Raw genomic sequence first — 24,409 nt, forward strand, 5'->3', positions numbered from 1 at the left:
GCGGTCTCTCAGATCTCGAGGGCGGTGTGGGCCCAGCGGATGAGCATGTCGAAGATCGGGCGGCGTCGTTGGAGTACTGCGGCGTCGGTGGCGGTGTCGTAGTCGGCGCTGGCGATTGGTTTGCCTGCGGCGAGGCGGGTGAGCATCGTTGGGGCGAGCCAACAGTACTTGGCGGCTCCGGTGGCGGCGAGGGCTTTTCGTGTTGTCGCGGGTTGGGTGTATCCGGCTTCGGCGAGTCCGGTGATGTAGGCGTCGGTGGTGAGCGCTTCGGTTTCGGCGAGGTGTTCGATCGGTTGGAGGCCGTCGAAGAAGGTGTCTGCGATCAGGTTGGCGACGTCTTCTCCGATTGCGCCGGTGCCGGTGAATGACCAGTCGAGGAGGATCGGTTGGTTGTCGCGTTGTAGGAGGTTCATTGGCCAGACGTCGAGGTGGCAGATGGTTTGCGGTAGGTGCTCGGCGATGTCGAACAGGTCGTTTCGTCGTTCCCAGATCAGGCGTAGGCCTGTGCGGGTTGCGGTGGGCCAGTGGGCGGCTGCGGTGGGGTGGTCCCATGGGATGTCGGTGAGGTCGCGTCGGCCTGCGTATTGGCGTAGGAAGTGGTGGGAGAGCCAGGGTGGTTCGGGGTTGTGGTGGTGTAGTGCTTGGGCTATGCCGAGTCGGTGGGTGAAGTCGGTGAGCATGGGGGTGGTCCAGTGTCGGCCGTGGATGCCGTTGACGGCTTCGAGCCAGAGTTCGCGGCTGCCGTCGGGGCGTTCGCCGGAGGCGAGGAGTGCGGGTGCCCCGATTCCGGCTTCGCGGCCGTAGGAGGCGGCGAAGCCGCTGGTGTAGGCGAGGTGTTCGCGTTGCCAGTAGTTCCAGTGGTGGGGGTGGTTGGAGGTTTTCCAGTGTGTGTGGCCGTTGCCTTTGGGGGTGAGGTGTTTGAGGACGGCGGCGCCGCCTGGTCCGGTGACCTGCCAGATGCCGCCGGTGGTTTGGTTGCCGGTGTTGTGGGTGAGTTGGGTGGCGGTGTGGGGGGTGCCTATGGGGGAGTGGAGTGGGTTGGAGAGCATCGGCTGATTTTGTCATTTGGTGCGTTGGCGGCTTGCCACTCCCGTGCATTTGCGGTGAGAACTGGTCAGCGATGAGGAGGTGGGTGGGTGGGCGGGGTTGGTTGGTGGGTTTGGGCTGGTGGTTGGGGTGCGCGGCTGTGGGGTGTGGGCTTTTGTGGTTGCTTTGCGGCTTCGGTGGGTTGACGTGAAATGTGAATGGTTTGTCACCTTGTGGGTGTTGTCGTCCCGGTTGATGGGGAGGATAATTGATTTACGCACAAGGGTTGGGAATCCGTACAGGAGTTGCGTAGGTGTAAGCAGACTACGACAAGCCTCTGGCCGACCGGCTTACCTTACGGTTCCGAGCACACCGCCCCCATTTGTGGGACCGGTGTCTCGCCCCTGGTGCTATCGGGTCCCGCAGCGAACCGACCCCCTTGGGGTCTTTGGGTGGGAGACGGATCGGTCGGGATCACCCTGACCGGACCGCGAGTGCTCTGAACGAGGCACGTCATGTCCGAGGGATGCAACGCCGACCATAGCGGGAGTCCGGACATCATCAGGCAGCGTTGGTGAACGCAGCGGCAGGACCGTTCAACAGTGGGCGGCGACCGCTGGCACACCGACATGCCGTTTCCTTGACCGACTTCCACCTTGTGTCGAGGTGGCCGAGACCGGAATGGAGCTTGCGGGCCGAGAAGGCGGAGCCTGCCAAGACAATCGAACACGGCAGGGGCAACAGGCCCCGGCGAGCCTTGGAGCGCGAGACGGCGAAAGAAGGTGACGAGGCAATGGGCGAGTGGAATCCGATGATGGCAGCCGCGAGCATGCCCCCAGTAGGGAGTGCCTGCTCGCGAGTCGATGACCTCCGCCGCGGCGTTCGCCGCCAATTCCAGCTCGATGCCCACCGCCCTCGACTCGCCGCTCGCGGCCACCCGGCCCCAGCGGCCCGTACCGCACGGCACGACCCCAGCCGAGCGCCGCGGAAGTCCCTCAGCCACGATCCTCTGTCGCTGATTGCTTGCGCCCCAACGAACACCCACCCGACACGACGCGACGCACCCCGTGGAAAAGCCGCCTCACCGTCGCTGACAGGTTGTACCGCTGGAAAAACAGGCCTAGCCTCGGCGTCACAGGCCTCAGCAAGACTCGCCCGCCCTAGTCGGAGAAGTCCTCCACCGCCATGACAACGGTGCCGGTCTCGTCCGAGGCATCCAGATCGACCTTGAAGACCATCGCCCAGTCCTTGTCACCGGCCGGATCGTCGATCGTTTGCCGGACCGTCCAAGTGCGGCCCTCCTTGGCGATGTCGATATATTCGCCGCCACGCGCCGCGCCAGCGGTCCCGATGTCGTCGTGCGCCGCGAAATACGTCTCCAAGGCCGTGTCCCACCGGGAAGCGGGCCACCCAGAGTCCAAGGCCGCCAAGCCCTCGGGCCGATCGGCGGCGGCGAGTTCGACGTGGCGGAAGGCGGCGTTGCGCACCGCGATGGTGAACGCCCGCTCGTTGTCGCTGAACGCCCGCGCCGGCCTTCCGGTGTCGATCTCCTCCTCGGCTTCGGCAGGATTGGTCAACTGCTCCCACTCGTTGATCAGCGAGGAGTCGGTCTGGCGGATCGTCTCACCCAACCACGCGGTCAAGTCGTCGAGTTCTTCGCCGCCAGTGTCCTCCGGGAGGGTCTGGATGAGCGCCTTGTAGGCACTGGAGAGGTACCGCAGCAAAAGCCCTTCAGCGCGCGGCAGACCGTAGAGCCCGATGTATTCGCCGAAGCTCAGGCGCCCTTCCCAGATCTCCCGCAGGATCGACTTGGGTTCAAGCTCGTAGTCGGCCGCCCACGGGTGACTGGTCTTGTACGCCCCGAACGCCTCTTCCAACAACTCCGCCAAAGGTTTGGGGTAGTCGACCTCGGCGTCTTCGAGCTGGTTCATCCGGTCGTAGTAGTCCAGGCCGTCGGCTTTCATCGCCTCGATCGCCGCGCCCTTGGCCTTCGAGCGCTGCGCGGCCAGAATCTGACCCGGGCCCTCAAGGGTCGACTCGACGATGGAGACCACGTCCATCGCATACGTCTCCGACTCGACATCCAGCAGCTCCAGCGCCGCCAAAGCGAACGGCGCCAGCGGCTGGTTGAGCGCGAAGTGATCGGGCAGGTCGACGGTGAGCGACACCCGGCCCGCCTCGATCCGGATGATCCCCGCATCCCGAAGCGTCCGGGCGATGGTCAGAGCGGTGCGCGCCATCTTCAACTGCGTCGCCCGGTCCGCATGCGAATCCTCGATCAAGGTCCTGACGTGCCCGAACGTGTCACCGCCGCGGCCGAGCAGGTTGATGAGCATCGCGTGCGTCATCCGCATCCGCGACTGCAACGCCTCCGGAGCGCCCTCGGCCAGGCCCGCGAACGTCTCCTCCGACCAGCCGACGAACCCCTCCGGCGGTTTCTTCTTCGCCATCTTCTTGCGCTTCTTCGGATCCAACCCGAACTTCGCCATCGCCTTCTCGTTCTCGATGACATGCTCGGGCGCCTGGCAGACCACGAACCCCTCCGTGTCGAACCCGGCCCGCCCCGCCCGCCCGGCGATCTGGTGGAACTCCCTGGCCCGCAGCCTGCGCGTGCGCCGCCCGTCGTACTTCGTCAACCCCGTGAACACCACCGTGCGGATCGGCACGTTGATCCCCACCCCGAGCGTGTCGGTCCCGCAGATGATCTTCAGCAACCCCTGCTGCGCCAGCCGCTCCACCAGACGCCGGTACTTCGGGAGCATCCCCGCATGATGCACCCCGATCCCCGACCGGACCAGCCGCGCCAGCGTCTGCCCGAACTTCGTAGTGAACCGGAACCCGCCCAACGCGGCACCGATCGCCGCCTTCGCCTCCTTGTCCACCAGATGCAGACTCGCCAGCGCCTGTGCGGTCTCCAGGGCCGCGGCCTGGGTGAAGTGGACGATGTAGGCCGGAGCCCGGTCTGCTTTGACGAGGTTTTCGACGGTCTCGTGCAGGGGGGTCTTGCGGTACTCGTAATGGAGGGGGACGGGGCGTTCGGCGCCTGCGACGAGTGCGGTTTCTCTGCCGGTGCGGCGGGTGAGGTCTTCTTCGAAGAAGGTGGTGTCGCCGAGGGTGGCGGACATGAGGGTGAATTGGGCGCGGTGGAGTTCGAGGAGGGGGACTTGCCAGGCCCAGCCGCGGTCGGGTTCGGCGTAGAAGTGGAATTCGTCGGCGACGACGGAGTCGCAGTCGAGGCCTGCGCCTTCGCGGAGGGCGAGGTTGGCGAGGATTTCGGCGGTGCAGCAGATGAGTGGGGCGTCGGGGTTGACGGCGGCGTCGCCGGTGAGCATGCCGACGTTCTCGTGACCGAACTGTTCGCACAGTTCGAAGAATTTTTCGGAGACGAGGGCTTTGATGGGGGCGGTGTAGAAGGAGGTGCGTTGGTTGGCGAGGGCGTTGAAGTGCGCGGCGGCACCGATGAGCGACTTGCCCGACCCGGTGGGGGTGGCGACGATGACGTTCTGGCCGGTGCAGATGGCCAGCAGTGCCTCTTCTTGGTGTTCGTAGAGGTCGATGCCGGTCGCTTCGGCCCACGAGGTGAAGGCCTCGTAGACGTCGTCGGGTTCGGGTGTGTTCGTGTCGGGCAGATAGTCGATGAGGCTCACGAGCGTCAATGGTGCCCGTACCGGTCGAGGCCGGGGTAGGCGGGCCCGTCAAATGTCGTAGGTGACCAGGACGGGGGCGTGGTCGGACCAGCGGGCGTCGTGGGCCTCGGCGCGGTCGACCCAGGCTTTGGTGGCCTTGGCGGCGAGGGCGGTGGTGGCGACGTGCAGGTCGATGCGCCATCCGGCGTCGTTGTCGAAGGCCCGGCCCCGGTAGGACCACCACGAGTAGGGGCCGGGGACGTCGGGGTTGAGGGAGCGGACGACGTCGACGAACGTGCCGGTGCCGTAGAGGTCGGTCAGCCAGGCCCGCTCATTGGGGAGGAATCCGGCGGTCTTCTTGTTGGCTTTCCAGTTCTTCAAATCGGCTTCGGCGTGGGCGATGTTCCAGTCGCCGCACACGAGCAGTTCCCGGCCACCGGCGGCGGCGCGTTCGGCGGCTTCGGTGAGGTATTGGGCGAAGACGGTCATGAACCGTTCCTTCTCGACCTGCCGGGGCGTGTCGGTCTCCCCCGAAGGCAGGTAGAGGCTGGCGACGGTCAGGCCGGGCAGGTCGACTTCGGCGTAGCGGCCGGCGGTGTCGAACTCGGCGACGCCGAACCCGATCCGGGACGCCTGGGGTTCGTCCTTGGTGAGGACGGCCACGCCCGCGCGGCCTTTCGCGGCCGTGGAGGGGGCGACGAGCCAGTTCCAGCCGCCGGCCTCGCGGGCCTCGGCGGGGATCTGGGTCTCGTCGGCGCGGACCTCTTGGAGCAGCACCACGTCAGCGGGGACGGTGGCGAGCCAGTCCACGATGCCCTTCTTGGCGGCGGCGCGGATTCCGTTGACGTTGGCGGTGGCGATGGTGCGCATCGGCCCACCCTAACGCGCCGCCCCGACACCGGAGCGGATCGGCGCACTCGCCGGTCACTTCCGGTCGCGGGAGCCGACCGGTGCGTGCGCGAGGACCCCATAGACTACCGACCATGACTTTGACGGCTGCCCGCACGCGTGGGGTCTGGCACAAGCGGTGGCGCGCTCTCGCGGCCGCGCTCGCAGGCGCTCTCGCGGCCCTTGCGTTCCCGCACGCGGCCGGGGCGGTCGAGGAGCCTGAGGCCGCCGGTGTCGTCATCGTCGGCATCCCGGGCCTGGCCTGGTCCGACATCGACCCCGACACCACCCCGCATTTGTGGGACCTGGCCGACACCGGCGCTTCTGCGGCGATGAGTGTCCGCTCGATCGGGTCGTGGACGTGCCCCGAAGCGGCCTGGGTGAGCTTGGGCGCGGGCGAGCGGGCCGGCGGCGCGGCACCGCGCGACGCCCAATGCGAAGCCCAGTCGGCCCTGCCGGCCCCCACCGAATCCGGTGGCCGGTGGCGGGTGGACGCGTGGGAGGAGCTCATCGAAGCGAACTCCGCCTACAACTACGGCGCCCGCCTCGGGTCCCTGGCCGACGCGGTGGCCGAGATGGCCGCCGACCGTGAAACGGCGGCCGCTGAAGGCGACGAGGACACGCCTGCGCCCGAACCGGGTTCGTGCGTCGCCGCAATCGGCAACGGCGCCGCTTTGGCCGCGGCCGACACCGAAGGGCGCATCACCTACTGGGCGCCGGGACTGGACAGCCTCGCCGAGGCGATGGCCGCATGCGACGTCGTGATCGTCGACCCCGGCGTCATCATCGGCGACACCGCGAACAATGCCCCCGACGCGACCACCGACTATGACCAGCCAGGCCAAGACGACACCGACGTCGGCACCGACGAATCCGCCAGCGAGAGCCCCGGCGAGATCATCCCCGAAGCAGACCCCGTCCGCCTCGCCGCCGCGAAGCAGGCCGACGCCGCGGTCGCGGAGGCGACCGCGGCGCTCCCGGCGGATTGGCGGCTCATCGTCGCGGGCATCGCCGACGGGTCAGCGCCCTCCTCGCTGCACCCGATCATCTACGCCGGGACCGGCATCGAACCCGGTGACCTGACCTCGGCGGCGACCGGCCGCGACGGGTACGTGCAACTGACCGACCTGACCGCGACCGCGCTGGCCGTCGTCGGCGCCGACATTCCCGCCACCGTCGCCGGCGCCCCCGTCAAAGTCCTGCCCGACCCCGATCACAACGCCGAAGCCGCGATCGCGGCGGGTATCGACGAGACCGCCGCGGCGACCGCCGTCGCCGACGTCGGCTGGCGCTTCTACGCCGGCCTGTCCGCCATCGGCTGCATCGGCGTCGGCGCCGCCGTGTGGCTCGTCACCGGCCCCGACCGGTGGCGGGGCACCGCCCGCACCGTGTGCGTGGCCGTCGCCGCGATCCCCGTCGCCGGCGTCGCCGCAGGCATCCCGCCGTGGTGGCGATCCGACCAGCCGGGCCTGGCGTTCTGGGCGATCATCGCCGCAGGCGTCGCCCTCCTGACCATCGCCGTGTCCCTGCCGCAGACCCGAAAAGGCGCCCGCCCGGCCCTCATCATCGCCGCGGTCGCGGCCGCGCTCATCGCCGTCGACCAAGTCTCCGGCGCCACCTGGCCCCTACACACCCCCATGGGCTACACCGCCCAAGCCGGCGCCCGCTACACCGGCCTGGGCAACTACGCGTTCAGCGTGTTCGCCGCCGCGATCATCCTCCTGGTCGCATTGCTGCCCTGGAAGGGCCGCGCCCGCATCTGGGGCCCGATCCTCCTCGGCGGGGCCGCCGTCGTCATCGTCGGCGCCCCCACCCTCGGCCGCGACATGGGCGGCACCCTCACCCTCGTGGCCGCCATCATCCTCACCTGCCTGAAACTGTGGGGCAGGCGCCTGTCCATCGGCGCCCTCGCCCTCGCCGGAGGCATCGCCTTCGCCGTGTTCGCCATCGGCGGCCTCCTGGACTACCTGCGCCCCGACGAAGACCAAACCCACCTCGGCCGGTTCGTCGGCTCCGTCCTCGACGGCACCGCCACCGAAATCCTCACCCGCAAAGCCACCGCCTCGATCGGCACCATCGGCAACAGCCTCACCTGGATCTCCCTCGCCGCCCTCATCGGCGCCATCATCATCTGGCGCAAGAGGGCCCCCATCCGCTCGACGAACATCGCCGCCGCCACGGTCGGCCTGGTCGCCGTCGCCCTCATCGGCGCCCTGGTCAACGACTCCGGCATCTCCGTCCCCGGATTCACCATCGCCATCGGCTTCGGCCTCCTCGCCGTCGCCGTCGGCCCCCGCCCCACCGAAGCGGCGCTGGCGCCCGAACCCGAAAAAGCCCATACCGGACACTGACACCCCGGGACCGACCGGCCACCGACCGGAGGCGGGTATCGTGGCCCCCATGCGCGTGGCCACGTGGAACATCAACTCGCTCAAAGCACGACTCGACCGGCTCCTGGCCTGGCTCGAGACCGCCGCACCCGACGTGGTCTGCCTCCAAGAACTCAAATGCGCCACCGCCGACGTCCCCACCCAGGCCCTGGCCGATGCCGGATACGAGACCGCCGCCTGGGGCGAGGGCCGCTGGAACGGCGTCGCGATCCTCTCGCGCATCGGCCTGACCGACATCCAAAAAGGCTTCACCGGCCAACCCGAATTCGCCGGCACGATCGAACCGCGCGCCATCACCGCCACCTGCGGACCGGTCCGCGTCCAATCCCTGTACATCCCCAACGGCCGCGACATCGCCGACCCCCACTTCACGTACAAACTCGCGTTCCTCAAAACCCTCGCGGCCGACCTGACCGGCGACGCGACCGGCGAGCGGCCCTTCGCGGCCCTGGGCGACTACAACGTCTGCCCCACCGACGACGACATCTGGGACATCGAAGCGTGGACGGCGACCACCCACATCACCGGTGACGAACGCGACGCTTTGACCGCGGTCAAAGCCGCCGGGCTCGCCGACGTCCACCCCCGCGCCCTCAAATACGACCAGCCGTTCACGTTCTGGGACTACCGCAACCTCGACTTCCCCAAGAACCGCGGCCTGCGCATCGACCTGGCCCTGGCCAACCCCGCCTTCAACAACGCCGTCACCGACGCCTACGTCGACCGCAACGAACGCAAAGGCAAAGGCGCCTCCGACCACGCACCACTCGTGATCGACCTCGACCTGTAAGCGAACCGTCCGGAAGGCCAGACCTCCACCCGTGCGCAACAAGATCCTCCCCGTCATCGTCCTCGCCGCGCTCCTGGCGCTCTTCCCGGTCCCGGCCTCGGCCGACCCCGACGAAGAAGCCCTCGAAGCCGACCTGGCCGACGCCATCACCGCCGTCAACGACGCCCAGGAACTGGTCGACGCCACCGAAGCGCGCGCCCAAGAACTCCAAACCCAGATCGACGAAACCCAGGCCAGGTTCGACGAACTCCAAACCGCCCTCGACGACTACGCGCTCTACCTCCACACCGAAGGCGACCTCCAACAGACCAACGCCGTCCTCTCCGCCGAAGACCCCCAGGACCTCATCGACGCCCTCACCTACACCGGGTTCCTCGGCAACGAACGGGCCGCGCTCCTGGCCGACGCCGGCGCCCTCCTGACCCAACTCGAAGCCGAACAAGCCGCCCACGCCGCCGAAGTCGAAGACGCCGCCGCCGCCCTCACCGCCGCCGAGAAAGCCCAAGAAGACCTCGAAGAAGAACTCGAAGACCTCCGCGCCGAACTGGCCGCGGGCCCAGGATCCGACGGCGGCGCACCCGCCGCCGACTCCGGCCCAGGCTCCGGCGGCTCCTGCACCGAAGACGACCCCACCACCTCCGGGTGCCTGACCCCGGCCACCCTCCACGTCTACAACGAGACCAAAGAAGCCGGCTTCGACCGCTACGTCTCCTGCTACCGCTCCGGCGGCGGCGGCGAACACCCCAAAGGCCGCGCCTGCGACTTCTCGGCCAACTCCAGCGGCTTCCAAGACACCGACGCCACCGGCGGCGACAAAGACTACGGCGACCGCCTCGCCGCCTGGTACGTCAACAACGCCTCCACCCTCGGCATCGAATACGTCATCTGGTACCGCCAATTCTGGTCACCGGGCTCGGGCTGGCGCTCCTACTCCGGCGGCGGCACCCCCGCCGGCGACCACACCAACCACGTCCACGTCTCCGTCCGATAGGAAACCCGTGACCGACCCGCGCACCCAATACCTCGCCGCCGCACCCACCGCACTCGACCTCATCGCGCACCCCCACGTCGCCGCCAAATGGACCGAGCCCTCCGCGCTCGAAGGCTTCACCGTCGGCGGCCTGACCGCCCACCTCGCACAACAGATCACCTCCGTGACCGCAGCACTCGCCGCCCCACCCACCGGCAAGGAAGTCGTCGGCCTCTACGAGCACTATGACCGCGCCGCCTGGCTCGCCGCAGACCTGGACAACGACTACAACACCAGCATCAGGGACGGCGGCCACACCGCCGCCGAAAGTGGCCCCGAAGCCGTCCACACCCAAGCCGCCGAGGCCCTCAAGGCCTTGGCCGAACAACTCCCGACCCTCGAGGGCGACTCGACCTCGGGCAACCCGCGCTGGCCGTACGCGACGACCCTCGACGACTTCCTCGCCACCCGCATCATGGAATTCGTCGTCCACACCGACGACCTCGCCTGCTCCGTCGGCCTCGACACCCCAAAGTTCGACCAGGACGCCTTCGACACCGCCGCGGCGATCCTCGCCCGTCTCGCGGCCAAACGCCACGGCCAGGCCGCCCTGGTCCGCTCCCTCGCCCGCGCCGAAAGAGCCCCAGCGGTCATCAGCGGCCTCTAACCGTATGCGAGACGACCACACGAAAAAGGCGGGTAAGGTCCCCGGCATGGCCTCCCCGCCCGCACCCACCGTCCGCCGCGCCTTGATCGGCGCCGCCTGCCTCCTCGCCGTCGCCGCCGGACTCCTCGGCGCGGTCTGGGCCATCGGCTGGGCCCTCCAAGGCGGCCCCCAGCCCTCGGTCGAGACCGTCGCCTCCGCGACCCGCCTCGACCTGCCCCAAGGCACCGACATCGTCGACGCCGACCTCACCCAGATGGAGACCCCCACCCCCGGCGACCGGGCCGAAGTCACCCTCGACCTCCCCGCCGAGGCCTTCGCCGACTTCATCGCCGACAACGGTTTCGACGCCCCGCTCGTAGCGGGAACGACCCCCACCGGCTACGCCTCAGGGATCATCCCCGCCGGATGCGACAGCGACATCTGCTGGTCGGGGACCCTCGTCGTCGCAGAGGACACCATCACCGTCCGCCTCCAGATCACCCTCCTCTAAAAGGCGCGCTAGGCGAACAGGGCCGGCTCGCCCCGCTCCAGCGACAACAGCCGCTCCTTGCGCCACAAGCCCCCGGCATAGCCCGTGAGCTTCCCGTTCGCGCCGATCACCCGGTGACAGGGCACGATGATCGCGATCGGATTGCGCCCGTTCGCCAACCCCACCGCCCGCACCGCCTTCGCATCCCCCAGCCGCTTGGCCACCTCCAGGTACGACCACGTCTCCCCGTAAGGGATCTGCGTCAACTGGGCCCACACTCGCTGCTGGAACGGCGTCCCGACCGCCGCCAACGGCAGATCGAACTCCTTGAGATCCCCGGCGAAATACGCCCCCAACTGCTCCACCGCAGCTTCGAGAACCGGCGTGGACTCCTGGGGCCCCCACGCGTCCTTGATCTCCTCAGGGCCCATGTTCACACACGTGAGGCCCTCCTCGGTCGCCGAAACCGCCAACAGCCCCAGCGGCGAGTCCATCGTCAGATGCCGCGCGTTCAATCCGTTCATCACACACTCACTTCCTCATTCGGTTCGGCCGGCCCAGCCGGCAATTCGTTCGTCGGGTGCGCACTGGAGGCCCACAAGTACTGCACCGCGTACGCCCGCCACGGCCGCCACGCCTGCGACCGGGCCTCCAGCGCCTTCCCCGTGCCCAGACCAAGCGCCTTCGCGCCCCGGATCACGCCCAGATCCTTCACCGGAAACGCATCGGGATCCCCAAGCGCCCGCATCGCGATCATCTCCACCGTCCACGGCCCCACCCCCGGCACCGCACCCAACGCCGCACGGGCCTTGACCCAATCCGCACCCGGACCCACCTCCACCGCACCATCGGCCAGCGCCCGCGCCAAGGCCAGCACCGTGGCCTTGCGGGTTTTGGGCATCGGCAGGTGGGCCGGGTCGGCTTCGGCCAGCGCCGCGGGGGAGGGGAACAGGCGACTGAGGCCGCCTTCGGGGTCGTCGACGGTCTCGCCGTAGGTCTCGGCGAGGCGTGCGGCGATGGTCGCGGCCGAGGAGGTCGCGATCTGCTGGCCGATGACGGCGCGGATCGCGTATTCGGGTCCGTCGGCTTTGCGTGGGACGCGTCTTCCTGGGGTCTTGGCGACCAGGGGCGCGAGTGCGGGGTCTGCGGCGAGGGCCTCGGTGGGTGCGTGGGGGTCGGCGTCGAGGTCGAGGGCTCGGCGGCAGCGGGCGACCGCGGCGGTCACGTCCCGCAGGTCGGCTACGCGCAGGCGGGCTTCTATGTAGCCCGGGCCCGGTCGCAGGGAGGCGATGCCTGGCCCGTTCGGTAGGCGCAGGGTGCGGCGGTAGGCGCCGTCTCGCCATTCTTCGACGCCGGGGGCCGCGGCGGCGGCGAGGTGTCCGAACAGGTTCGAGGGTTCGAACGGGGTCCGGTAGGCCAGGCGCAGGGTGATCGCGCCGCCGCCGTGGGCGGGGCCTTTGGCTTTGGCCCGCAGTTCGGTCGGTGCGCATGCGAACACGTCGGCGACGACGCGGTTGAACGCCCTGATGGAGGCGAATCCGGCCGCGAAGGCGACTTGCCCCATGGGCAGGTCGGTGTTCTCGATGAGGGTGCGTGCGACTTGGGCTCTTTGGGCTCTGGCCAGGGCCGCGGGGCCGGCGCCGACTTCGGCTGTGAGGAGGCGTTCGAGTTGGCGGAGCGAGTAGCCCAGGCGGGCGGCCAGTCCGGCGGCGCCTTCGCGGTCGACGACGCCTTCGCCGATGAGTCGCATGGCGCGGGCGCATACGTCGGTGCGCCAGTCCCAGGCCGGGGAGCCGGGGGAGGCGTCGGGGCGGCAGCGTTTGCATGCCCGGTAGCCGGCTTCTTGGGCCGCGGCCGCGGAGGCGTAGAAGCGTTGGTGTTCGCGTTTGGGTTTGACCGCGGGGCATGAGGGCCGGCAGTAGATGCGGGTGGAGGTGACCGCGAGGTAGACCCAGCCGTCGAAGCGGGCGTCCCTTCCGGCGACGGCCGCTTGGAGCTGTGTCTCGTTGAAGGTGATGGCTCCGTGGTTGGTCATGGGTTCAAGACTGCCCCGCGGGCCCGGCGATGGCTAGCCAGAATGCGACATCACGCTTCGGGGAGGTTGAGCCGGTCGACCGCTTCGCGGCTTCGGCGGGCGGGGCGGCGGTCGTAGCGGGCGGTGGTGGCCGGGGAGGCGTGGCCGACCAGGGACTGGGTGATGGCCAGGTCGACGCCGGCGTCGAGGAGTTCGCCGATGAAGGTGCGGCGGAAGTCGTGGGGGGTGTGGCGTCGTTGTCCGGCTTCGACGAGGCGTTTGGTGAGCAGGTCGGCGATGGCCTGGCCGGTCATGCCGGAGTATTGGTTGCCGGTTTTGCGGAGTGTGCCGGCTTTGTTGATGGGGCAGAACAGGGCGCCGGGGCCGTTGCCGCGGACTTTCGTCCAGCGTTCGATGCGGGCTTGGGCGGCTTCGGTGACGTAGACGGCTCGTTCCTTGTTGCCTTTGCCGACGATGCGGATGGAGCGTTCTGCCGGGTCGTAGTCGGCCAGGCGCATCGAGGCGATTTCGGAGCGGCGGCATCCGGTGGAGTAGAGGGTGGCCAGGACGGCGGCGTCGCGGGCGCCGGCGGGGCCGGGGTCGGCGTCGCAGGCGTACAGGGCCGCGCCGAGCGCTTCGGCGTCGACTTGCTGGCCGACTGGGAGGCGGGTGGCTTTGACCGGTTGGAGGTCGCAGGCCCTTTGGTAGTCGTCGGCGGCCATCTGGTCGAGTCGCCATGCTTCTTTGAGGACACGGCGCAGGGCGGCGAGGTGCTTGTTGATGTAGGCCCCCGACCACCCGGAGTCGATCATGGCCGACCGCAGCCGCGAGGTGTGCTCATATCGGAGGAGGTGCCAGGGTTGGCCTTCTCCGGTGGTCTCGGGGTCGCCTGAGAGCAGCTGCGCGATGCGGTCGAGGCAGCCGCGCATGGTGCGTCTCGATTCGGCCGAGCCGAGCGAATCGAGGTAGGCCCGGTAGGGGTCTGCTCCCGCGTCGGTGGCGAGCGTGTGCCCGGTCCAGCCGGTGATCGCTCCAGAGGTCATGCACCCCAGCGTAAACGACGGGTCCGACTCGGGGCTGGAGGATCGGCGGGCCCCAGTTGTGGCAGGATGCTCGTTCATGGCGTTCCACACCACCACCATCGACGTCCACACTGGACGACGTGAGGTCGTGCGCGACCTCACCGGCGAATGCGCGGCGTTCCTGACCGAATGCGGTGCCCGTGAAGGCCTGCTGAACGTGTTCGTGCCGCACGCGACCGCCGGGATCGCGGTCATCGAGACCGGCGCCGGATCCGATGAGGACCTGCTCGACGCCTTGGGGGACCTGCTGCCGCGCGCCGACCGGTGGCGCCACCAGCACGGTTCGACCGGCCACGGCAGGGACCACGTCCTGCCCGCCTTCCTCGCCCCGCACGCCACGCTCCCGGTCATCTCCGGTCGCCTCGCTTTGGGCACGTGGCAGTCGGTGCTCTTGGTCGACACCAACCGCGACAACCCCGACCGCACGGTCCGGCTCAGCTTCCAAGGCTGAACCGGACCGCCTCGGCCTAGGCGGCGTCGCTCAAGCGCTGCCACTGCTCGGCGTCGAGCTGCAGATCGAACGCGGCGGCGACCTCGTCGAGCTGCGCGACCGACGACACCCCGACCAGCGGCACCACCGGCGCGTCGTGCCCGACGAGCCAGGCGAGCACCACCTGGTTGCGCGTCGCCCCGCACTCGGCGGCGACCTCGTCGAGGACGGCCAGGCGGGCGTCGGTCCCGGGGTGACGGTAATGCTCCCCGAGCGGCTTGGCCGTGTACTGCCCCGACAGCAACGCCGAATACGTCAAGATCGCCATGCCCGGCGTGTTCGCCACGAAGTCCAGATCCGTGGCCGCCGCATGCACATGCCCGCCCTCCGGCAGCGCCGCCCCGGGGCGCGGCTGCAAATACGAGTACCGGTTCTGCATCGCCGTATAGGCGGCCGCACCGGTCCGCTCGGCGATCGCCCGCGCCCGCTCCACACGCCACGCGGTGTGGTTCGACGCCCCCACCACGCGGGCCTTCCCCGAGACCACCGCCTTGTCGAACCCGGCCACCGTCGACTCCAGCGGCGTGTCGCGGTCGTCGCGATGCGACCAGAACACGTCCACGAAGTCGGTGCCCAATCGCGCCAGCGACTCGTCCAACGCCGCCTCGAGCCGCGCCTCGGTGAGCGGCTCGGAATACTCCAGGCCCCCGCCGGGCACGGTCGGACGCCGCCCGGCCTTGGTCCCCACCACCAGATCGGCCCGATTCCCCCGCGCCGCCATCCACCGGCCGAGCAGGAGCTCCGACTCGTCCCCGGTGCCCCCGTCGATCCAGAACATGTAGCAGTTCGCCGTGTCGATGAAGTTCCCGCCCAACTCGACGAACCGGTCGAGAATCGCGAAACTCGTCGCCTCGTCCTGCACCCCGCCGAGCGCCATCGCCCCCAGACACAACCGCGAGACCTCGATACCCTCTGGCCCCAACTTGACGCGCTCCATAGCGGTCCTCCTTCGTTCCTCGTGTGCGTCAAACGCTAGGACCTGGAGTGAACTCCAACGCAAACCCGCAGGTTATGAGCCCGGTGCCGCACCCGATGCGCACCTGCGTATCCTCAATCGACGTGGACACGACCGCACCGGCCTACACGATCGGCGAATGCGCCCGCCGCTCCGGCTTCACCATGGACACCCTCCGCTACTACGAACGCCTCGGCCTCATCGACGACGTCGCACGCACCCCCACCGGCCAGCGCCGATTCTCCGACGAGCACCTCGAATGGCTCGGCGTCCTCAAATGCCTGCGGGACACCGGCATGCCCGTCGAGCAGATGTGCCGCTTCGCCGACCTCGCCCGCTCCGGCGACCACACCATCGACGAACGCATCGCCCTCCTCGAAGACCACCGCACCGCCGTCGACGCCCGCATGGCCGACCTCGTCGCCAAACGCGACTACCTCCTGGGCAAGATCGACTACTACCGCTCCGTGCGCCCCCAGACGTAAACGACTCGACCCCACCGGGACTGGGGCCGATACTCGAAGGCGTGCACCCCAGCAGCCACGCCGAACTGATCGCCGAACGCCTCGCCGCCGCCCTCGCGCCGCAGGCGCTCGGCATCGCCCTGGTCGGCTCCGTCGCGGCCGGCACCGACCACCCCCACTCCGACATCGACCTCATCTGCGCCACCGCCGAAAGCTCCGGGACCGAGATCCGCCAGGTCGAAGGCCGCATGGTCACCTTGACCCGCGCCACCCCCGCCGCGCTGGCCGCAGCCCTCACCAGCCCCCGCGACGCCGCACCCGCCGCCGCGGCCTGGCGCCGCGCCCGGATCCTCCACGACCCGGACGGGGTCCTCGCCAGCCTGCAAAAGGCCGCTGCGGCGTGGACGTGGGACGCGTTGGGCCCGGCCGCCGATGCCTGGGCCGCGATCGAACTGGTCGGCCTCGCCGAAGAGATCCACAAGATCTGCGGCATGCTCACCCTCGGCCGCCCCCGCGCCGCGGCGGCCAACCGCCTCATCGTCACCCTCGCGCTCGCCGTCCCCTATGCCGCCGCGCACCGGATCTCGTACGACTCCGAGAACGACCTGTGGGACGCCCTCGCCGACCACGACCGGGCCTGGGCCGCCGCATGGGACACCGCCGCGGGCCTGACCCCCGCAGACCCGGCCAGCGCCGCATGCGCCGCACTGCGCCTCTACCGCATCGCCGCCACAGCACTCCGCGCCCACGCGACAGCAGCCGACCGGGCCCTCATCGACACCGCCACCGGCCTCGCCGAACGAACCATCGAGGAGCACTCTTGACCGACATCACCGCAGACCTCGCCCGCACCCTCGTGGCCGACCAGTTCCCGCACTGGGCCGACCTGCCGATTCGCCCCGTCCAACGGCAAGGCTGGGACAACCGCACCTTCCGCCTCGGCGAGGACCTCACCGTGCGCCTGCCCAGCGGTGCGGCCTACGTCCCGGCCATCGCCAAAGAAGACCGCCACCTGCCCGCCCTCGCCCAGCACCTGCCGATCCCCATCCCCGAACCGGTCGCCACCGGCCGCCCGACCGAGGCCTACCCGCACCCGTGGTCGATCCGCCGCTGGCTCCCCGGCACCCCACTGGCCGACGCCGAAGACATCGACCAGCACCAGTTCGCGCTCGACCTCGCCGCGATCTTGCGCACCCTGCGAAGCGTTCCCATCGAAGGCCCCGCCGGCGGCGCCCACTCCTTCCACCGCGGCTGCCACCCCAGCGCCTACGCCGACCACGTCCAAAACGCCCTGCGCACACTCGAAGGGACCATCGACACCCGGGCGTGCCAAGTGATCTGGGACCAGGCGATGGCCACCGTGTGGGCCCGCCCCGGCGTGTGGTTCCACGGCGACATCGCCGTCGGCAACCTCCTCACCGAAGGTGGGCGCCTTTCGGCGCTCATCGACTTCGGCACCTGCGGCACCGGCGACCCCGCCTGCGACCTCCAGATCGCCTGGACCTACTTCACCGGCCCGGCCCGCCGCGCCTTCCGTGACGCGGTCGGCCTCGACGAGGACACGTGGGCCCGCGCCCGCGGCTGGACCCTGTGGAAAGCTCTCATCATGGTCGCCGGCACCCCCGGCCCCGAAGCCGACACCCAGGCCCGCATCCTCGCCGACGTCATCGCCGACCCCCTCGCCTAACCGAGCGGATCGAGCCCGACCAGGCCCCGCGCGTAGTTCACCGTCGACCGCTGATATCGCGGCAGATGCGGCGCCAGCGCGGTCAACGCCACCGCCAACCCCTCACGGTCGCGCCCGAGTTTCGCCAGCGTCAACGCCTCGCACATCGCCAACGCATCGTCATACGCATCCGACCCGCGCTCCCGTTCTTCGGCGAGCATCGCCAGCGCCCGCTCGGGGTGCCCGGTCTCGCGCAGCGACGACGCCAACTGGATCGACACCCGCCGCCGTCGCACCCCCGCCAGCCCGGCGGCCACGGCCCGCTCGTAGTAGCCGACCGCCTCAGCGGTGAACCCGGTCGAATCGTGCGCGCCGCCGACCTCGAACAACGCGTCCGGATCGTCGGGGCCCCGCTCGGCGGCCAAGGCCTGCATCGCGGCCACGAACTCCTCGCGGCCCATCGCGTCGAGCCGCTCCCACAGATCGGCGACCCGCGCCTCCCAGTCATCACTCATGGGCGCAACCTACGCGAGGCGGTCTCAGGCGAAGCGGTCGGGCAGCGCCCCGAGCCCCGCCAGCAGCTCCCACCGCTCCGTCTCGCTCAACACCTGGTAGACCGGCTCGTCGCGGCGGTTCGTCTCGGCCTCGATCCGCTCGCGCTCGGGCCCGTCTCCCAGCGCCTGGATCTGATCGACGGTCAGCCCCGCGGCCTGCCACGCCGCGCGGTGCGCGTCGCCTCGGTGATGGCGCAGCGCCCCGAGCCCGGACATCAACCGCGCCGCCACACTCGCCTCCGCGGGCTCGTGCACCGGCGTCAAGCCCAGGAACGCCGGACCGCCGCTGGCCCGCCCGGCCTCCAGCACCCTCCCGGTCAACTCGTGCAACCGCTCCAGGCCTGAGAGGCCCGGCATCGTCGCGATCGGCCGATGCGACCACACCTCTTCGGCAGCCTCACCGAGAATCCGCTGCACCGCTAGAGCGGCCTCGCGCCCCAGCTCGGTCAGATGCCAGTCGCCCGCCGCATCCCGCCACGCGGTGCCCTGCTCGACCTCAAGGCTCATGTCCGCACCTGAATAGGTCGTGGCCGCCGCGAACGCCGCCGCAGGCAAAGGCCGGGCCAGCAACCCGAAGTAGAAACTCGACTCGAACCCCGGCCGCACCCCCAACGCGGCGTAGGCCTCACGCAGCGCCGGACGGGCCGCGACGCGCACCGACAAGTACACCCGGTCCAGGACCGGACGGATCGACGCGGCATAAGACATGGGCGCACTCCTCAATGACATACGATGCGGCCTCATGATCCTATCCGCGCCCCTCCACGCCCTCACGACCGAAACCGACCACCTCCACGCCGCCCTCGCCGCACTCACCCCCGAACAGTGGCAACGCCCGACCCGCTGCGCTCCTTGGAATGTCGCCGCCCTGACCGGCCACCTCACCATCGCCCTCGGACGCACCACCACCATGCTCGACGCCCCCGAGCCACCTGAAGCCACTGTGGACGCCCGCGCCTACTACCGCCCCGACGAACGTTTCTCCGCGCGAGTGAACTCCACCCGAGTCGACGACGCGACCGAAGCCGCCGGGACCGGGGGACCAGCCCTGATCGCCGCATTCGACACCACCCGCCGCACCCTCCTCGACCGCTGCGCCCGCGAACGGCCCGGACGGCTCGTCACCACCCGCCACGGCGACCCGATGACCCTCACAGACTTCCTCACCACCCGCGTCACCGAAACCACCGTCCACGGCATCGACCTCGCCGACGCCCTCGACCAACCCCGCTGGACCACACCCGAAGCCGCCGCCCACACCACCGCACTCCTCCTCGGACCAGACCACCACACCGCGCTGGCCGCCCTAGGTTGGGACCCGATCGCGTTCATCGCCAAGGCGACCGGGCGCGACCCTTTCGCGGCGGGGGAGGAGGCCGCGCTTCGCCGATACGGATACGCGCCGCTCGCGTTCGGCTAACACTGGCTCGCGTACTCAAGCAGCGCGGCCTGCTCGGCCTCGTCAACGCTCAAGTTCCATTCGGTCTTGACCTCGGTCCACGCCCACACGTACGCGCACCACACCGACTCGTCCGAAGGCATCCACTCGGCCGGGTCCTTGTCGGACTTCGAACGGTTCGACGAGGCGGTCACCGCGATCAGGTGCCACTCGTTCTCCAGCCAGTTCGCGTACGACTGCCGGTCCTCGGTCGTCCACGCATGCGCCCCCGACCCCCAGGCCTCCTTGAGCGGCACGAAATGGTCGATGTCGATGTCCCCTGAGGCCGTGACGGTCTCGCCGTCGTACATCGACACCCACTCGCCGGTCATCGCGTCGTCGCAGTCGGCCTCGGTCAGCGCCCCCGACCGGTCCTGCGACACCAGCACGTCATCACGGGCGCTGCACCCGTTCCCGTCGGCGTCGCGCCAATGCGGGAACAGGTCGCGGTCATAGCCCTCGTCCTGCTCCTCGGCCACGTCGAGGGCCTCGATCGCCGCGGTCAACGCCGCGCCGTCGACGGTCACCGTGAACGGCGCCGTATCGGAGAAACCGTCCGACACCTGCGAACCGGTACCGTCCGCAGTAGACGGATCATCGACGAGATCGGCCAGCTCACCGCAACCGGCGGCAGCGAACACGAGCGGGAGCAACAGAACAAGACGGGAGGCGCGCATGGGCAGGACGTCCTAACGGGACCGGGGCGGACACGGCGCAGCACTGCGCCCGAGGTGTTCGCAACGTAACACGAACGCCCACCGCCACAACAGCCCCGACCCTGCTAGATTCCCCCGAATGATCGTATGGCTCAACGGCACCTTCGGCGCCGGCAAGACCACCACCGCCGCCCTCCTCAAAGACGCCCTCCCCGCCCGCGTCTTCGACGCAGAACACGTCGGCTACCTCCTGCGCGGCATCATCGGCGACCTCCCGCACACCGACTTCAAAGAATGGGCCCCCTGGCGCACCCTCACCGTCGCCACCGCCAAAGAAGTCCTCGACCTCGCCGGAGGCACCCTCGTCATCCCCCAATCGGTCCTCCAGCGCCCCCACTGGACCGAACTCATGGACGGCTTCGCCGCCCACGACATCCCCGTCCGGGCCTACACCCTCCACGCCGACCGCGACACCTTCACCACCCGCGTCCGAGCCGACACCGTCGAAACCGGCGCCCTCGAATGGCGCCTGGACCACCGCGACGCTTACGAGAGCGCCCTCGACGCATGGATGAGCGACCAGACCACCGTCATCGACACCACCCACCGCACCCCCGCCGACGTCTGCGCCCAGATCACCGCCGCCACGAACGCCTGAAACCCCGAACTGCTGGAAAACGTCACACCCACGCGCGAGTATGGGGTACGAGAGCCATTCCCACGGCAAAGGAGCCCGACATGGCCTACCTCGTCCTCATCGGCACCCGCAAAGGCCTCTTCACGGCCACCAGTGACAACCGCCGCGACTGGGTCCTCAAGGGCCCGCACGCCCTCGACCCCGACGGCTACACCGCCGTCGCCGAAATCTTCGCCACCGCCTGCGACCCGGCCACCGGCCAGATCCTCGCCGCCGCCGACTCGCCCCACTTCGGGCCCTCCATATGGCGCTCCGACGACCTCGCCGCCACCTGGCACGAACCCGACCGGGCACCCATGGCCTTCCCCCAGGACCTCCCATACCGGCCCCTGGACTACTCCGACACCGCAGGCATCGACCAACCCGAATCCGACAAGACCAACGCCGTACGCCGCGTCTGGCAACTCGCGTTCACCCCCAGCGGCCGCATCTGGGCCGGCGTCGAACCCACCAGCCTCTGGCACTCCGACGACGGCGGCACCACCTTCACCTTCAACCAAGCCCTGTGGGACCACCCGCAGCACACCACCTGGGCCTCCGGCGGCGCCGGACCCGCCGTCCACACCATCGTCACCGACCCCGAACACCCCGACCACCTCACCGTCGCCATGTCCTCGGGCGGCATCTACCGCACCACCGACGGCGGCACCACCTGGGACGGCGTCACCAAAGGCATCACCGTCGACTACGGCCCCGACCCCGAACCCGAATCCGGACACTGCATCCACAAAGTCGCCCGCACCGCAGACGGCACCTGGATCGCCCAATCCCACGGCCCCGTCTGGCGCAGTACCGACCCCGCCGAAGGCTGGACCAACGTCTCCGAAGGCCTCCCCTCCGACTTCGGATTCGCCGTCGTCGCCCACCCCACCGAACCGGCCACCGCCATGGTCTGGCCCGTCTCCGGCGCCATGGACCGCTTCCCACCCGACCACCGCATCGCCGCCTGGCGCACCACCGACGCAGGCGAGTCCTGGCAACCCTGGGGGAGCGGCCTGCCCCAAGCCCCCTACTTCGGGAACGTCATGCGCGACGGCGCCTGCACCGACGGCGCCGCCGACCCCGGCTGGTACTTCGGCACCCGCTGCGGCGACGTCTGGGCCGCCGACGACTCAGACGCCGCCTGGCACCTCGTCGCCGCCCACCTGCCCGACGTCCTCTGCGTCCGCGCCATGGAAACCCCATGACCAGCATCGACGTCAAACTCCCCGCCGCACTCGCCTCAGAATGCGGCGGGGCCCGCCACCTGGCCCTCGACCTCGACGCCGAGGCCACCCTCCGCGACGTCATCACCGCCATCGCCCAGACCCACCCACGCCTGGCCCGCCGCATCACCGACGAGACCGGGAACCTCCGCCGCTACGTCAACATCTACATCGGCGACGACGAATCCCGCCGCCTCCAAGGCCTCGACACCCCCGTCACCGGCCACGACCTCCAAATCCTCCCCTCCATCGCCGGAGGCTGACACACCAACAGGGGCGCCCCGCCGAAGCGGGACGCCCCTGTCAAAACCGCAGACTACGACTGGCCGTTGATCGACACCACGTCCACCACGAACACCAACGTCTCGTTCGGGCCGATCACCCCGCCCGCACCCTGAGCGCCATACCCCAGCTCCGGCGGAATCACGATCAGACGCCGGTCACCGACCTGCGCACCGATCAGACCGTCGTTCCAGCCCTGAATCACCGGCGCCGAACCCAGCGGCGACACCTCGAACGCCTGCGCACCCCGGTTCCACGACGCGTCGAACTCCTTACCGTCCGACCAGTTGAACCCCGCGTACTGCACCGCGACCGCGTCCCCGGCCTTCGCCTCAGGACCCGAACCCTCCACCACATCGAAGGTGAACAGCCCCGCCGGCGCCTGCGCCGCAGGCACCGACACGACCGGGCGCGAACCCGTGTCCGCCGACACCGACACCTCGACACCCTCACTGACCTGAACCACGCTCATATCCCCTTCGTCAACGCTGCTCTCAGCACTACCATCCGCGGCACCACCGGCACCGCACCCCGCCAGCAGCACCGCGCTCACACACACGGACACCACCGACACACCAACTCGCAACAGGCTAAAGGCCACCGAGGGAACCTACCACCCGCCACCGCCCGGCCCCGACCTCACCTATCCTTGACCCCGACCCTAACCACCAGGAGCAACCCATGACACCGGCCACCACAGGCGACACCCCCACCGCCGACGTCACCGAACACCTCCGCGAACTCACCGTCCAACTCCGCCTCCTCAACCACCAAGTCTCCGACCGACTCGGCCTCCAAGACGTCGACCTCGAATGCCTCGACCTCATCAACCGCACCGGACCCCTCACCCCCTCCGCCCTCGCCCGCGCCGCCGACCTCCACCCCGCCACCCTCACCGGCGTCCTCGACCGCCTCGAACACGCCGGACACATCCGCCGCGACCGCGTCCCCACCGACCGCCGCGCCGTCCACCTCACCACCGACCCCGAACGCGCCGGGCAAGTCCTCGCCCTCTACCAGCCCTACCGCGACGCCATCGCCGACGTCTGCAAGAACTTCACCCCCGCACAACTGACCACCATCGCCGCATTCCTCACCGCCGTCACCCAAGCCGGCAAAGCCGCCACCGACGCCCTCGCAGCAGGGGAGTAGACCCGCCAGCGCCGGGGGAGTGACAGCACCGTGCAGGAACACCGCGCTGGCCGCAGGGGGAGTGGCCGGCCCGCCCCGATTCCCCTCCCGCGACCTACCAACACCGCGCTGGCCGCAGGGGAGTGGCCCTTCAGTAGGCGACGCCGAGGATCTTGCCCGCCGCGTGCGGATCGGCCGCCGCTTCGAGCATCGCCGAGGCCAGATCGGCCCGGCTGATTTTCCACCCGTTGCGCGGATTCTGCCCGACCGCGGTGCGCCAGGCGCCCTTCGCCGGATCATCGGTCAACTGCGGCGGGCGCACGATCGTCTAATCCAGACCCGAATCGCGCACCACGTCCTCCATGACCGCGACATCCGCGTAGTGATCGCGCAGCACCCGCTTGACGATCGGCGTGATCATCCGCAACCGCAACCCGTCCCCGGGATCGAACCGGGGCTTGTCGGGCCGGGCCTTCGTCCGCACCGTCCCGATCGGCGCGGCCGACAGCACCACCAGCCGCTGCACCCCGGTCGTGCGCATCGCCTCGACCAGCGCGGTCGTCCCGACCTCGGCCACCCCGAGCCCGGCCTTGCCGACCGGCCCGAGCGCCGAGACCACCGCGTCCGCGCCCGCCACGGCCGAGGCCAGCGCCGCAGCCTCGGGCCGGGCCAGGTCGGCCTGTACCGCGTCGACGCCTTGGGGGAGTTTCGACCGGTCCCGGACCACCGCGGTCACCTCATGTCCCGCTCCGAGGGCCTGTTCGAGCACCAGGCGGCCGGTCGCGCCGGTCGCGGCCACGATCGTGAGTTTCATGTCGGCTCCTCACCACAAATGATACGACGACCATAACATCTGGTCGCCGTATCAAATATGGGTCGCAACCCCGCCGCGGCCTCGATCCGGATACCCTTCAACCGAACCCGTACGCACCCGCAACGCCGCTCGCGA

25 protein-coding genes and 1 pseudogene are annotated in these 24,409 nt (G+C 69.7%); 14 read left to right on the plus strand and 12 right to left on the minus strand.

The genetic code is table 11. The features are described 5' to 3' along the window. Window positions 1-8 precede the first annotated feature (8 nt). The 3 genes from AB0B28_RS14105 to AB0B28_RS14115 all read right to left on the minus strand — a co-directional run bounded on the left by AB0B28_RS14105 (window position 9) and on the right by AB0B28_RS14115 (window position 5,522). Window positions 9-1,049, minus strand: a complete 1,041-nt coding sequence (locus tag AB0B28_RS14105) for a phosphotransferase (RefSeq protein WP_360120717.1) — start codon at window positions 1,047-1,049, stop codon at window positions 9-11. A 1,137-nt stretch (window positions 1,050-2,186) separates the two neighbouring features. After that, window positions 2,187-4,673, minus strand: a complete 2,487-nt coding sequence (locus AB0B28_RS14110) for a DUF3516 domain-containing protein (protein WP_360120719.1) — start codon at window positions 4,671-4,673, stop codon at window positions 2,187-2,189. 48 nt (window positions 4,674-4,721) lie between these two features. Next, window positions 4,722-5,522, minus strand: a complete 801-nt coding sequence (locus tag AB0B28_RS14115; protein ID WP_360120721.1) for an exodeoxyribonuclease III — start codon at window positions 5,520-5,522, stop codon at window positions 4,722-4,724. Window positions 5,523-5,635: 113 nt separating this feature from the next. Here AB0B28_RS14115 and AB0B28_RS14120 point away from each other — a divergent pair, with 113 nt between their 5' ends. Genes AB0B28_RS14120 through AB0B28_RS14140 form a run of 5 tightly spaced genes read left to right on the plus strand, consistent with a single transcriptional unit; the run spans window position 5,636 to window position 10,847 of the window. After that, window positions 5,636-7,891 (plus strand): hypothetical protein, encoded by a 2,256-nt coding sequence (locus AB0B28_RS14120; RefSeq protein ID WP_360120723.1) that lies wholly within the window; start codon window positions 5,636-5,638, stop codon window positions 7,889-7,891. Between the two features lie 49 nt (window positions 7,892-7,940). Next, window positions 7,941-8,720, plus strand: coding sequence for an exodeoxyribonuclease III (locus AB0B28_RS14125; protein WP_360120953.1), 780 nt, complete (start codon window positions 7,941-7,943; stop codon window positions 8,718-8,720). Between the two features lie 31 nt (window positions 8,721-8,751). After that, window positions 8,752-9,711 carry a hypothetical protein gene (locus AB0B28_RS14130; RefSeq protein ID WP_360120725.1) on the plus strand — a complete coding sequence of 320 codons (960 nt, stop codon included), beginning with the start codon at window positions 8,752-8,754 and terminating at the stop codon, window positions 9,709-9,711. Window positions 9,712-9,718: 7 nt separating this feature from the next. Beyond that, complete coding sequence (locus tag AB0B28_RS14135) at window positions 9,719-10,357, plus strand: maleylpyruvate isomerase N-terminal domain-containing protein (protein ID WP_360120727.1); 639 nt, start codon at window positions 9,719-9,721, stop codon at window positions 10,355-10,357. Between the two features lie 46 nt (window positions 10,358-10,403). Then, window positions 10,404-10,847, plus strand: coding sequence for a hypothetical protein (locus AB0B28_RS14140; RefSeq protein ID WP_360120729.1), 444 nt, complete (start codon window positions 10,404-10,406; stop codon window positions 10,845-10,847). 8 nt (window positions 10,848-10,855) lie between these two features. Here the strand turns inward: AB0B28_RS14140 and AB0B28_RS14145 are convergent, their stop codons facing one another. From AB0B28_RS14145 to AB0B28_RS14155, 3 genes are read right to left on the minus strand one after another with little or no spacing between them, the layout of a single operon-like run. Next, window positions 10,856-11,350, minus strand: a complete 495-nt coding sequence (locus AB0B28_RS14145) for a methylated-DNA--[protein]-cysteine S-methyltransferase (RefSeq protein WP_360120731.1) — start codon at window positions 11,348-11,350, stop codon at window positions 10,856-10,858. After that, a complete protein-coding gene (locus AB0B28_RS14150) occupies window positions 11,350-12,861 on the minus strand; it encodes an AlkA N-terminal domain-containing protein (protein WP_360120733.1) in 1,512 nt (503 codons plus the stop codon). The genes AB0B28_RS14145 and AB0B28_RS14150 overlap by 1 nt, the downstream gene beginning before the upstream one ends. 50 nt (window positions 12,862-12,911) lie before the next feature. After that, window positions 12,912-13,883, minus strand: coding sequence for a tyrosine-type recombinase/integrase (locus AB0B28_RS14155; RefSeq protein ID WP_360120735.1), 972 nt, complete (start codon window positions 13,881-13,883; stop codon window positions 12,912-12,914). A 76-nt stretch (window positions 13,884-13,959) separates the two neighbouring features. Between AB0B28_RS14155 and AB0B28_RS14160 the strand changes: the two genes are divergently transcribed. Beyond that, entirely contained in the window at window positions 13,960-14,373 is a 414-nt protein-coding gene (locus AB0B28_RS14160; RefSeq protein ID WP_360120737.1) for a secondary thiamine-phosphate synthase enzyme YjbQ, read from the plus strand. Window positions 14,374-14,389: 16 nt separating this feature from the next. On the opposite strand, the gene AB0B28_RS14165 is transcribed toward AB0B28_RS14160, so the two are convergent. Further along, window positions 14,390-15,349: an aldo/keto reductase gene (locus AB0B28_RS14165; RefSeq protein WP_360120739.1), complete on the minus strand. Its 960-nt coding sequence runs from the start codon at window positions 15,347-15,349 to the stop codon at window positions 14,390-14,392. Between the two features lie 122 nt (window positions 15,350-15,471). Here AB0B28_RS14165 and AB0B28_RS14170 point away from each other — a divergent pair, with 122 nt between their 5' ends. From AB0B28_RS14170 to AB0B28_RS14180, 3 genes are read left to right on the plus strand one after another with little or no spacing between them, the layout of a single operon-like run. After that, window positions 15,472-15,852 carry a MerR family transcriptional regulator gene (locus AB0B28_RS14170; RefSeq protein WP_360120741.1) on the plus strand — a complete coding sequence of 127 codons (381 nt, stop codon included), beginning with the start codon at window positions 15,472-15,474 and terminating at the stop codon, window positions 15,850-15,852. 41 nt (window positions 15,853-15,893) lie between these two features. Beyond that, on the plus strand, window positions 15,894-16,655 hold the full coding sequence (locus AB0B28_RS14175) for a nucleotidyltransferase domain-containing protein (protein WP_360120743.1): 762 nt from the start codon (window positions 15,894-15,896) through the stop codon (window positions 16,653-16,655). Further along, window positions 16,652-17,518 carry an aminoglycoside phosphotransferase family protein gene (locus AB0B28_RS14180; protein ID WP_360120745.1) on the plus strand — a complete coding sequence of 289 codons (867 nt, stop codon included), beginning with the start codon at window positions 16,652-16,654 and terminating at the stop codon, window positions 17,516-17,518. The genes AB0B28_RS14175 and AB0B28_RS14180 overlap by 4 nt, the downstream gene beginning before the upstream one ends. Here the strand turns inward: AB0B28_RS14180 and AB0B28_RS14185 are convergent. Continuing rightward, a complete protein-coding gene (locus AB0B28_RS14185; RefSeq protein WP_360120747.1) occupies window positions 17,515-18,012 on the minus strand; it encodes a tetratricopeptide repeat protein in 498 nt (165 codons plus the stop codon). The two genes, AB0B28_RS14180 and AB0B28_RS14185, sit on opposite strands and share 4 nt — an antisense overlap. Before the next feature lie 24 nt (window positions 18,013-18,036). Further along, window positions 18,037-18,759 carry a hypothetical protein gene (locus AB0B28_RS14190; protein ID WP_360120749.1) on the minus strand — a complete coding sequence of 241 codons (723 nt, stop codon included), beginning with the start codon at window positions 18,757-18,759 and terminating at the stop codon, window positions 18,037-18,039. A 34-nt stretch (window positions 18,760-18,793) separates the two neighbouring features. Between AB0B28_RS14190 and AB0B28_RS14195 the strand changes: the two genes are divergently transcribed. Continuing rightward, a complete protein-coding gene (locus AB0B28_RS14195; RefSeq protein WP_360120751.1) occupies window positions 18,794-19,471 on the plus strand; it encodes a maleylpyruvate isomerase family mycothiol-dependent enzyme in 678 nt (225 codons plus the stop codon). Here AB0B28_RS14195 and AB0B28_RS14200 read toward each other — a convergent pair. Further along, window positions 19,468-20,166 carry an HNH endonuclease family protein gene (locus AB0B28_RS14200; RefSeq protein WP_360120753.1) on the minus strand — a complete coding sequence of 233 codons (699 nt, stop codon included), beginning with the start codon at window positions 20,164-20,166 and terminating at the stop codon, window positions 19,468-19,470. The two genes, AB0B28_RS14195 and AB0B28_RS14200, sit on opposite strands and share 4 nt — an antisense overlap. Before the next feature lie 118 nt (window positions 20,167-20,284). On the opposite strand from AB0B28_RS14200, the gene AB0B28_RS14205 reads away from it, so the two are divergent. From AB0B28_RS14205 to AB0B28_RS14215, 3 genes are all read left to right on the plus strand, one after another. Next, entirely contained in the window at window positions 20,285-20,803 is a 519-nt protein-coding gene (locus AB0B28_RS14205; protein ID WP_360120755.1) for an AAA family ATPase, read from the plus strand. Window positions 20,804-20,883: 80 nt separating this feature from the next. Beyond that, on the plus strand, window positions 20,884-22,029 hold the full coding sequence (locus AB0B28_RS14210; RefSeq protein ID WP_360120757.1) for an exo-alpha-sialidase: 1,146 nt from the start codon (window positions 20,884-20,886) through the stop codon (window positions 22,027-22,029). After that, window positions 22,026-22,310 (plus strand): molybdopterin synthase sulfur carrier subunit, encoded by a 285-nt coding sequence (locus AB0B28_RS14215; RefSeq protein WP_360120759.1) that lies wholly within the window; start codon window positions 22,026-22,028, stop codon window positions 22,308-22,310. Before AB0B28_RS14210 ends, AB0B28_RS14215 begins: the two co-directional genes overlap by 4 nt. A gap of 53 nt (window positions 22,311-22,363) precedes the next feature. Here the strand turns inward: AB0B28_RS14215 and AB0B28_RS14220 are convergent, their stop codons facing one another. After that, a complete protein-coding gene (locus AB0B28_RS14220) occupies window positions 22,364-22,882 on the minus strand; it encodes an FKBP-type peptidyl-prolyl cis-trans isomerase (protein ID WP_360120761.1) in 519 nt (172 codons plus the stop codon). 128 nt (window positions 22,883-23,010) lie between these two features. Between AB0B28_RS14220 and AB0B28_RS14225 the strand changes: the two genes are divergently transcribed. Continuing rightward, entirely contained in the window at window positions 23,011-23,481 is a 471-nt protein-coding gene (locus AB0B28_RS14225) for a MarR family transcriptional regulator (RefSeq protein WP_360120763.1), read from the plus strand. A gap of 130 nt (window positions 23,482-23,611) precedes the next feature. On the opposite strand, the pseudogene AB0B28_RS14230 reads toward AB0B28_RS14225, so the two are convergent. Further along, window positions 23,612-24,274 (minus strand): annotated as a pseudogene (locus tag AB0B28_RS14230) (NAD(P)H-binding protein). Window positions 24,275-24,409 lie beyond the last annotated feature (135 nt).

Source organism: Glycomyces sp. NPDC046736 (assembly GCF_040645615.1).
Lineage (GTDB): Bacteria > Actinomycetota > Actinomycetes > Mycobacteriales > Micromonosporaceae > Glycomyces.

Bases quoted from the DNA above. Each gene is read 5' to 3' on its own strand.
- AB0B28_RS14225 (WP_360120763.1), top strand. From the start codon at position 23,011: ATGACACCGGCCACCACAGGCGACACCCCCACCGCCGACGTCACCGAA.
- AB0B28_RS14115 (WP_360120721.1), bottom strand. From the start codon at position 5,522: ATGCGCACCATCGCCACCGCCAACGTCAACGGAATCCGCGCCGCCGCC.
- AB0B28_RS14125 (WP_360120953.1), top strand. From the start codon at position 7,941: ATGCGCGTGGCCACGTGGAACATCAACTCGCTCAAAGCACGACTCGAC.
- AB0B28_RS14150 (WP_360120733.1), bottom strand. From the start codon at position 12,861: ATGACCAACCACGGAGCCATCACCTTCAACGAGACACAGCTCCAAGCG.
- AB0B28_RS14185 (WP_360120747.1), bottom strand. From the start codon at position 18,012: ATGAGTGATGACTGGGAGGCGCGGGTCGCCGATCTGTGGGAGCGGCTC.
- AB0B28_RS14145 (WP_360120731.1), bottom strand. From the start codon at position 11,350: ATGAACGGATTGAACGCGCGGCATCTGACGATGGACTCGCCGCTGGGG.
- AB0B28_RS14140 (WP_360120729.1), top strand. From the start codon at position 10,404: ATGGCCTCCCCGCCCGCACCCACCGTCCGCCGCGCCTTGATCGGCGCC.
- AB0B28_RS14215 (WP_360120759.1), top strand. From the start codon at position 22,026: ATGACCAGCATCGACGTCAAACTCCCCGCCGCACTCGCCTCAGAATGC.
- AB0B28_RS14205 (WP_360120755.1), top strand. From the start codon at position 20,285: ATGATCGTATGGCTCAACGGCACCTTCGGCGCCGGCAAGACCACCACC.
- AB0B28_RS14200 (WP_360120753.1), bottom strand. From the start codon at position 20,166: ATGCGCGCCTCCCGTCTTGTTCTGTTGCTCCCGCTCGTGTTCGCTGCC.
- AB0B28_RS14160 (WP_360120737.1), top strand. From the start codon at position 13,960: ATGGCGTTCCACACCACCACCATCGACGTCCACACTGGACGACGTGAG.
- AB0B28_RS14155 (WP_360120735.1), bottom strand. From the start codon at position 13,883: ATGACCTCTGGAGCGATCACCGGCTGGACCGGGCACACGCTCGCCACC.
- AB0B28_RS14210 (WP_360120757.1), top strand. From the start codon at position 20,884: ATGGCCTACCTCGTCCTCATCGGCACCCGCAAAGGCCTCTTCACGGCC.
- AB0B28_RS14195 (WP_360120751.1), top strand. From the start codon at position 18,794: ATGATCCTATCCGCGCCCCTCCACGCCCTCACGACCGAAACCGACCAC.
- AB0B28_RS14105 (WP_360120717.1), bottom strand. From the start codon at position 1,049: ATGCTCTCCAACCCACTCCACTCCCCCATAGGCACCCCCCACACCGCC.
- AB0B28_RS14120 (WP_360120723.1), top strand. From the start codon at position 5,636: ATGACTTTGACGGCTGCCCGCACGCGTGGGGTCTGGCACAAGCGGTGG.
- AB0B28_RS14190 (WP_360120749.1), bottom strand. From the start codon at position 18,759: ATGTCTTATGCCGCGTCGATCCGTCCGGTCCTGGACCGGGTGTACTTG.
- AB0B28_RS14165 (WP_360120739.1), bottom strand. From the start codon at position 15,349: ATGGAGCGCGTCAAGTTGGGGCCAGAGGGTATCGAGGTCTCGCGGTTG.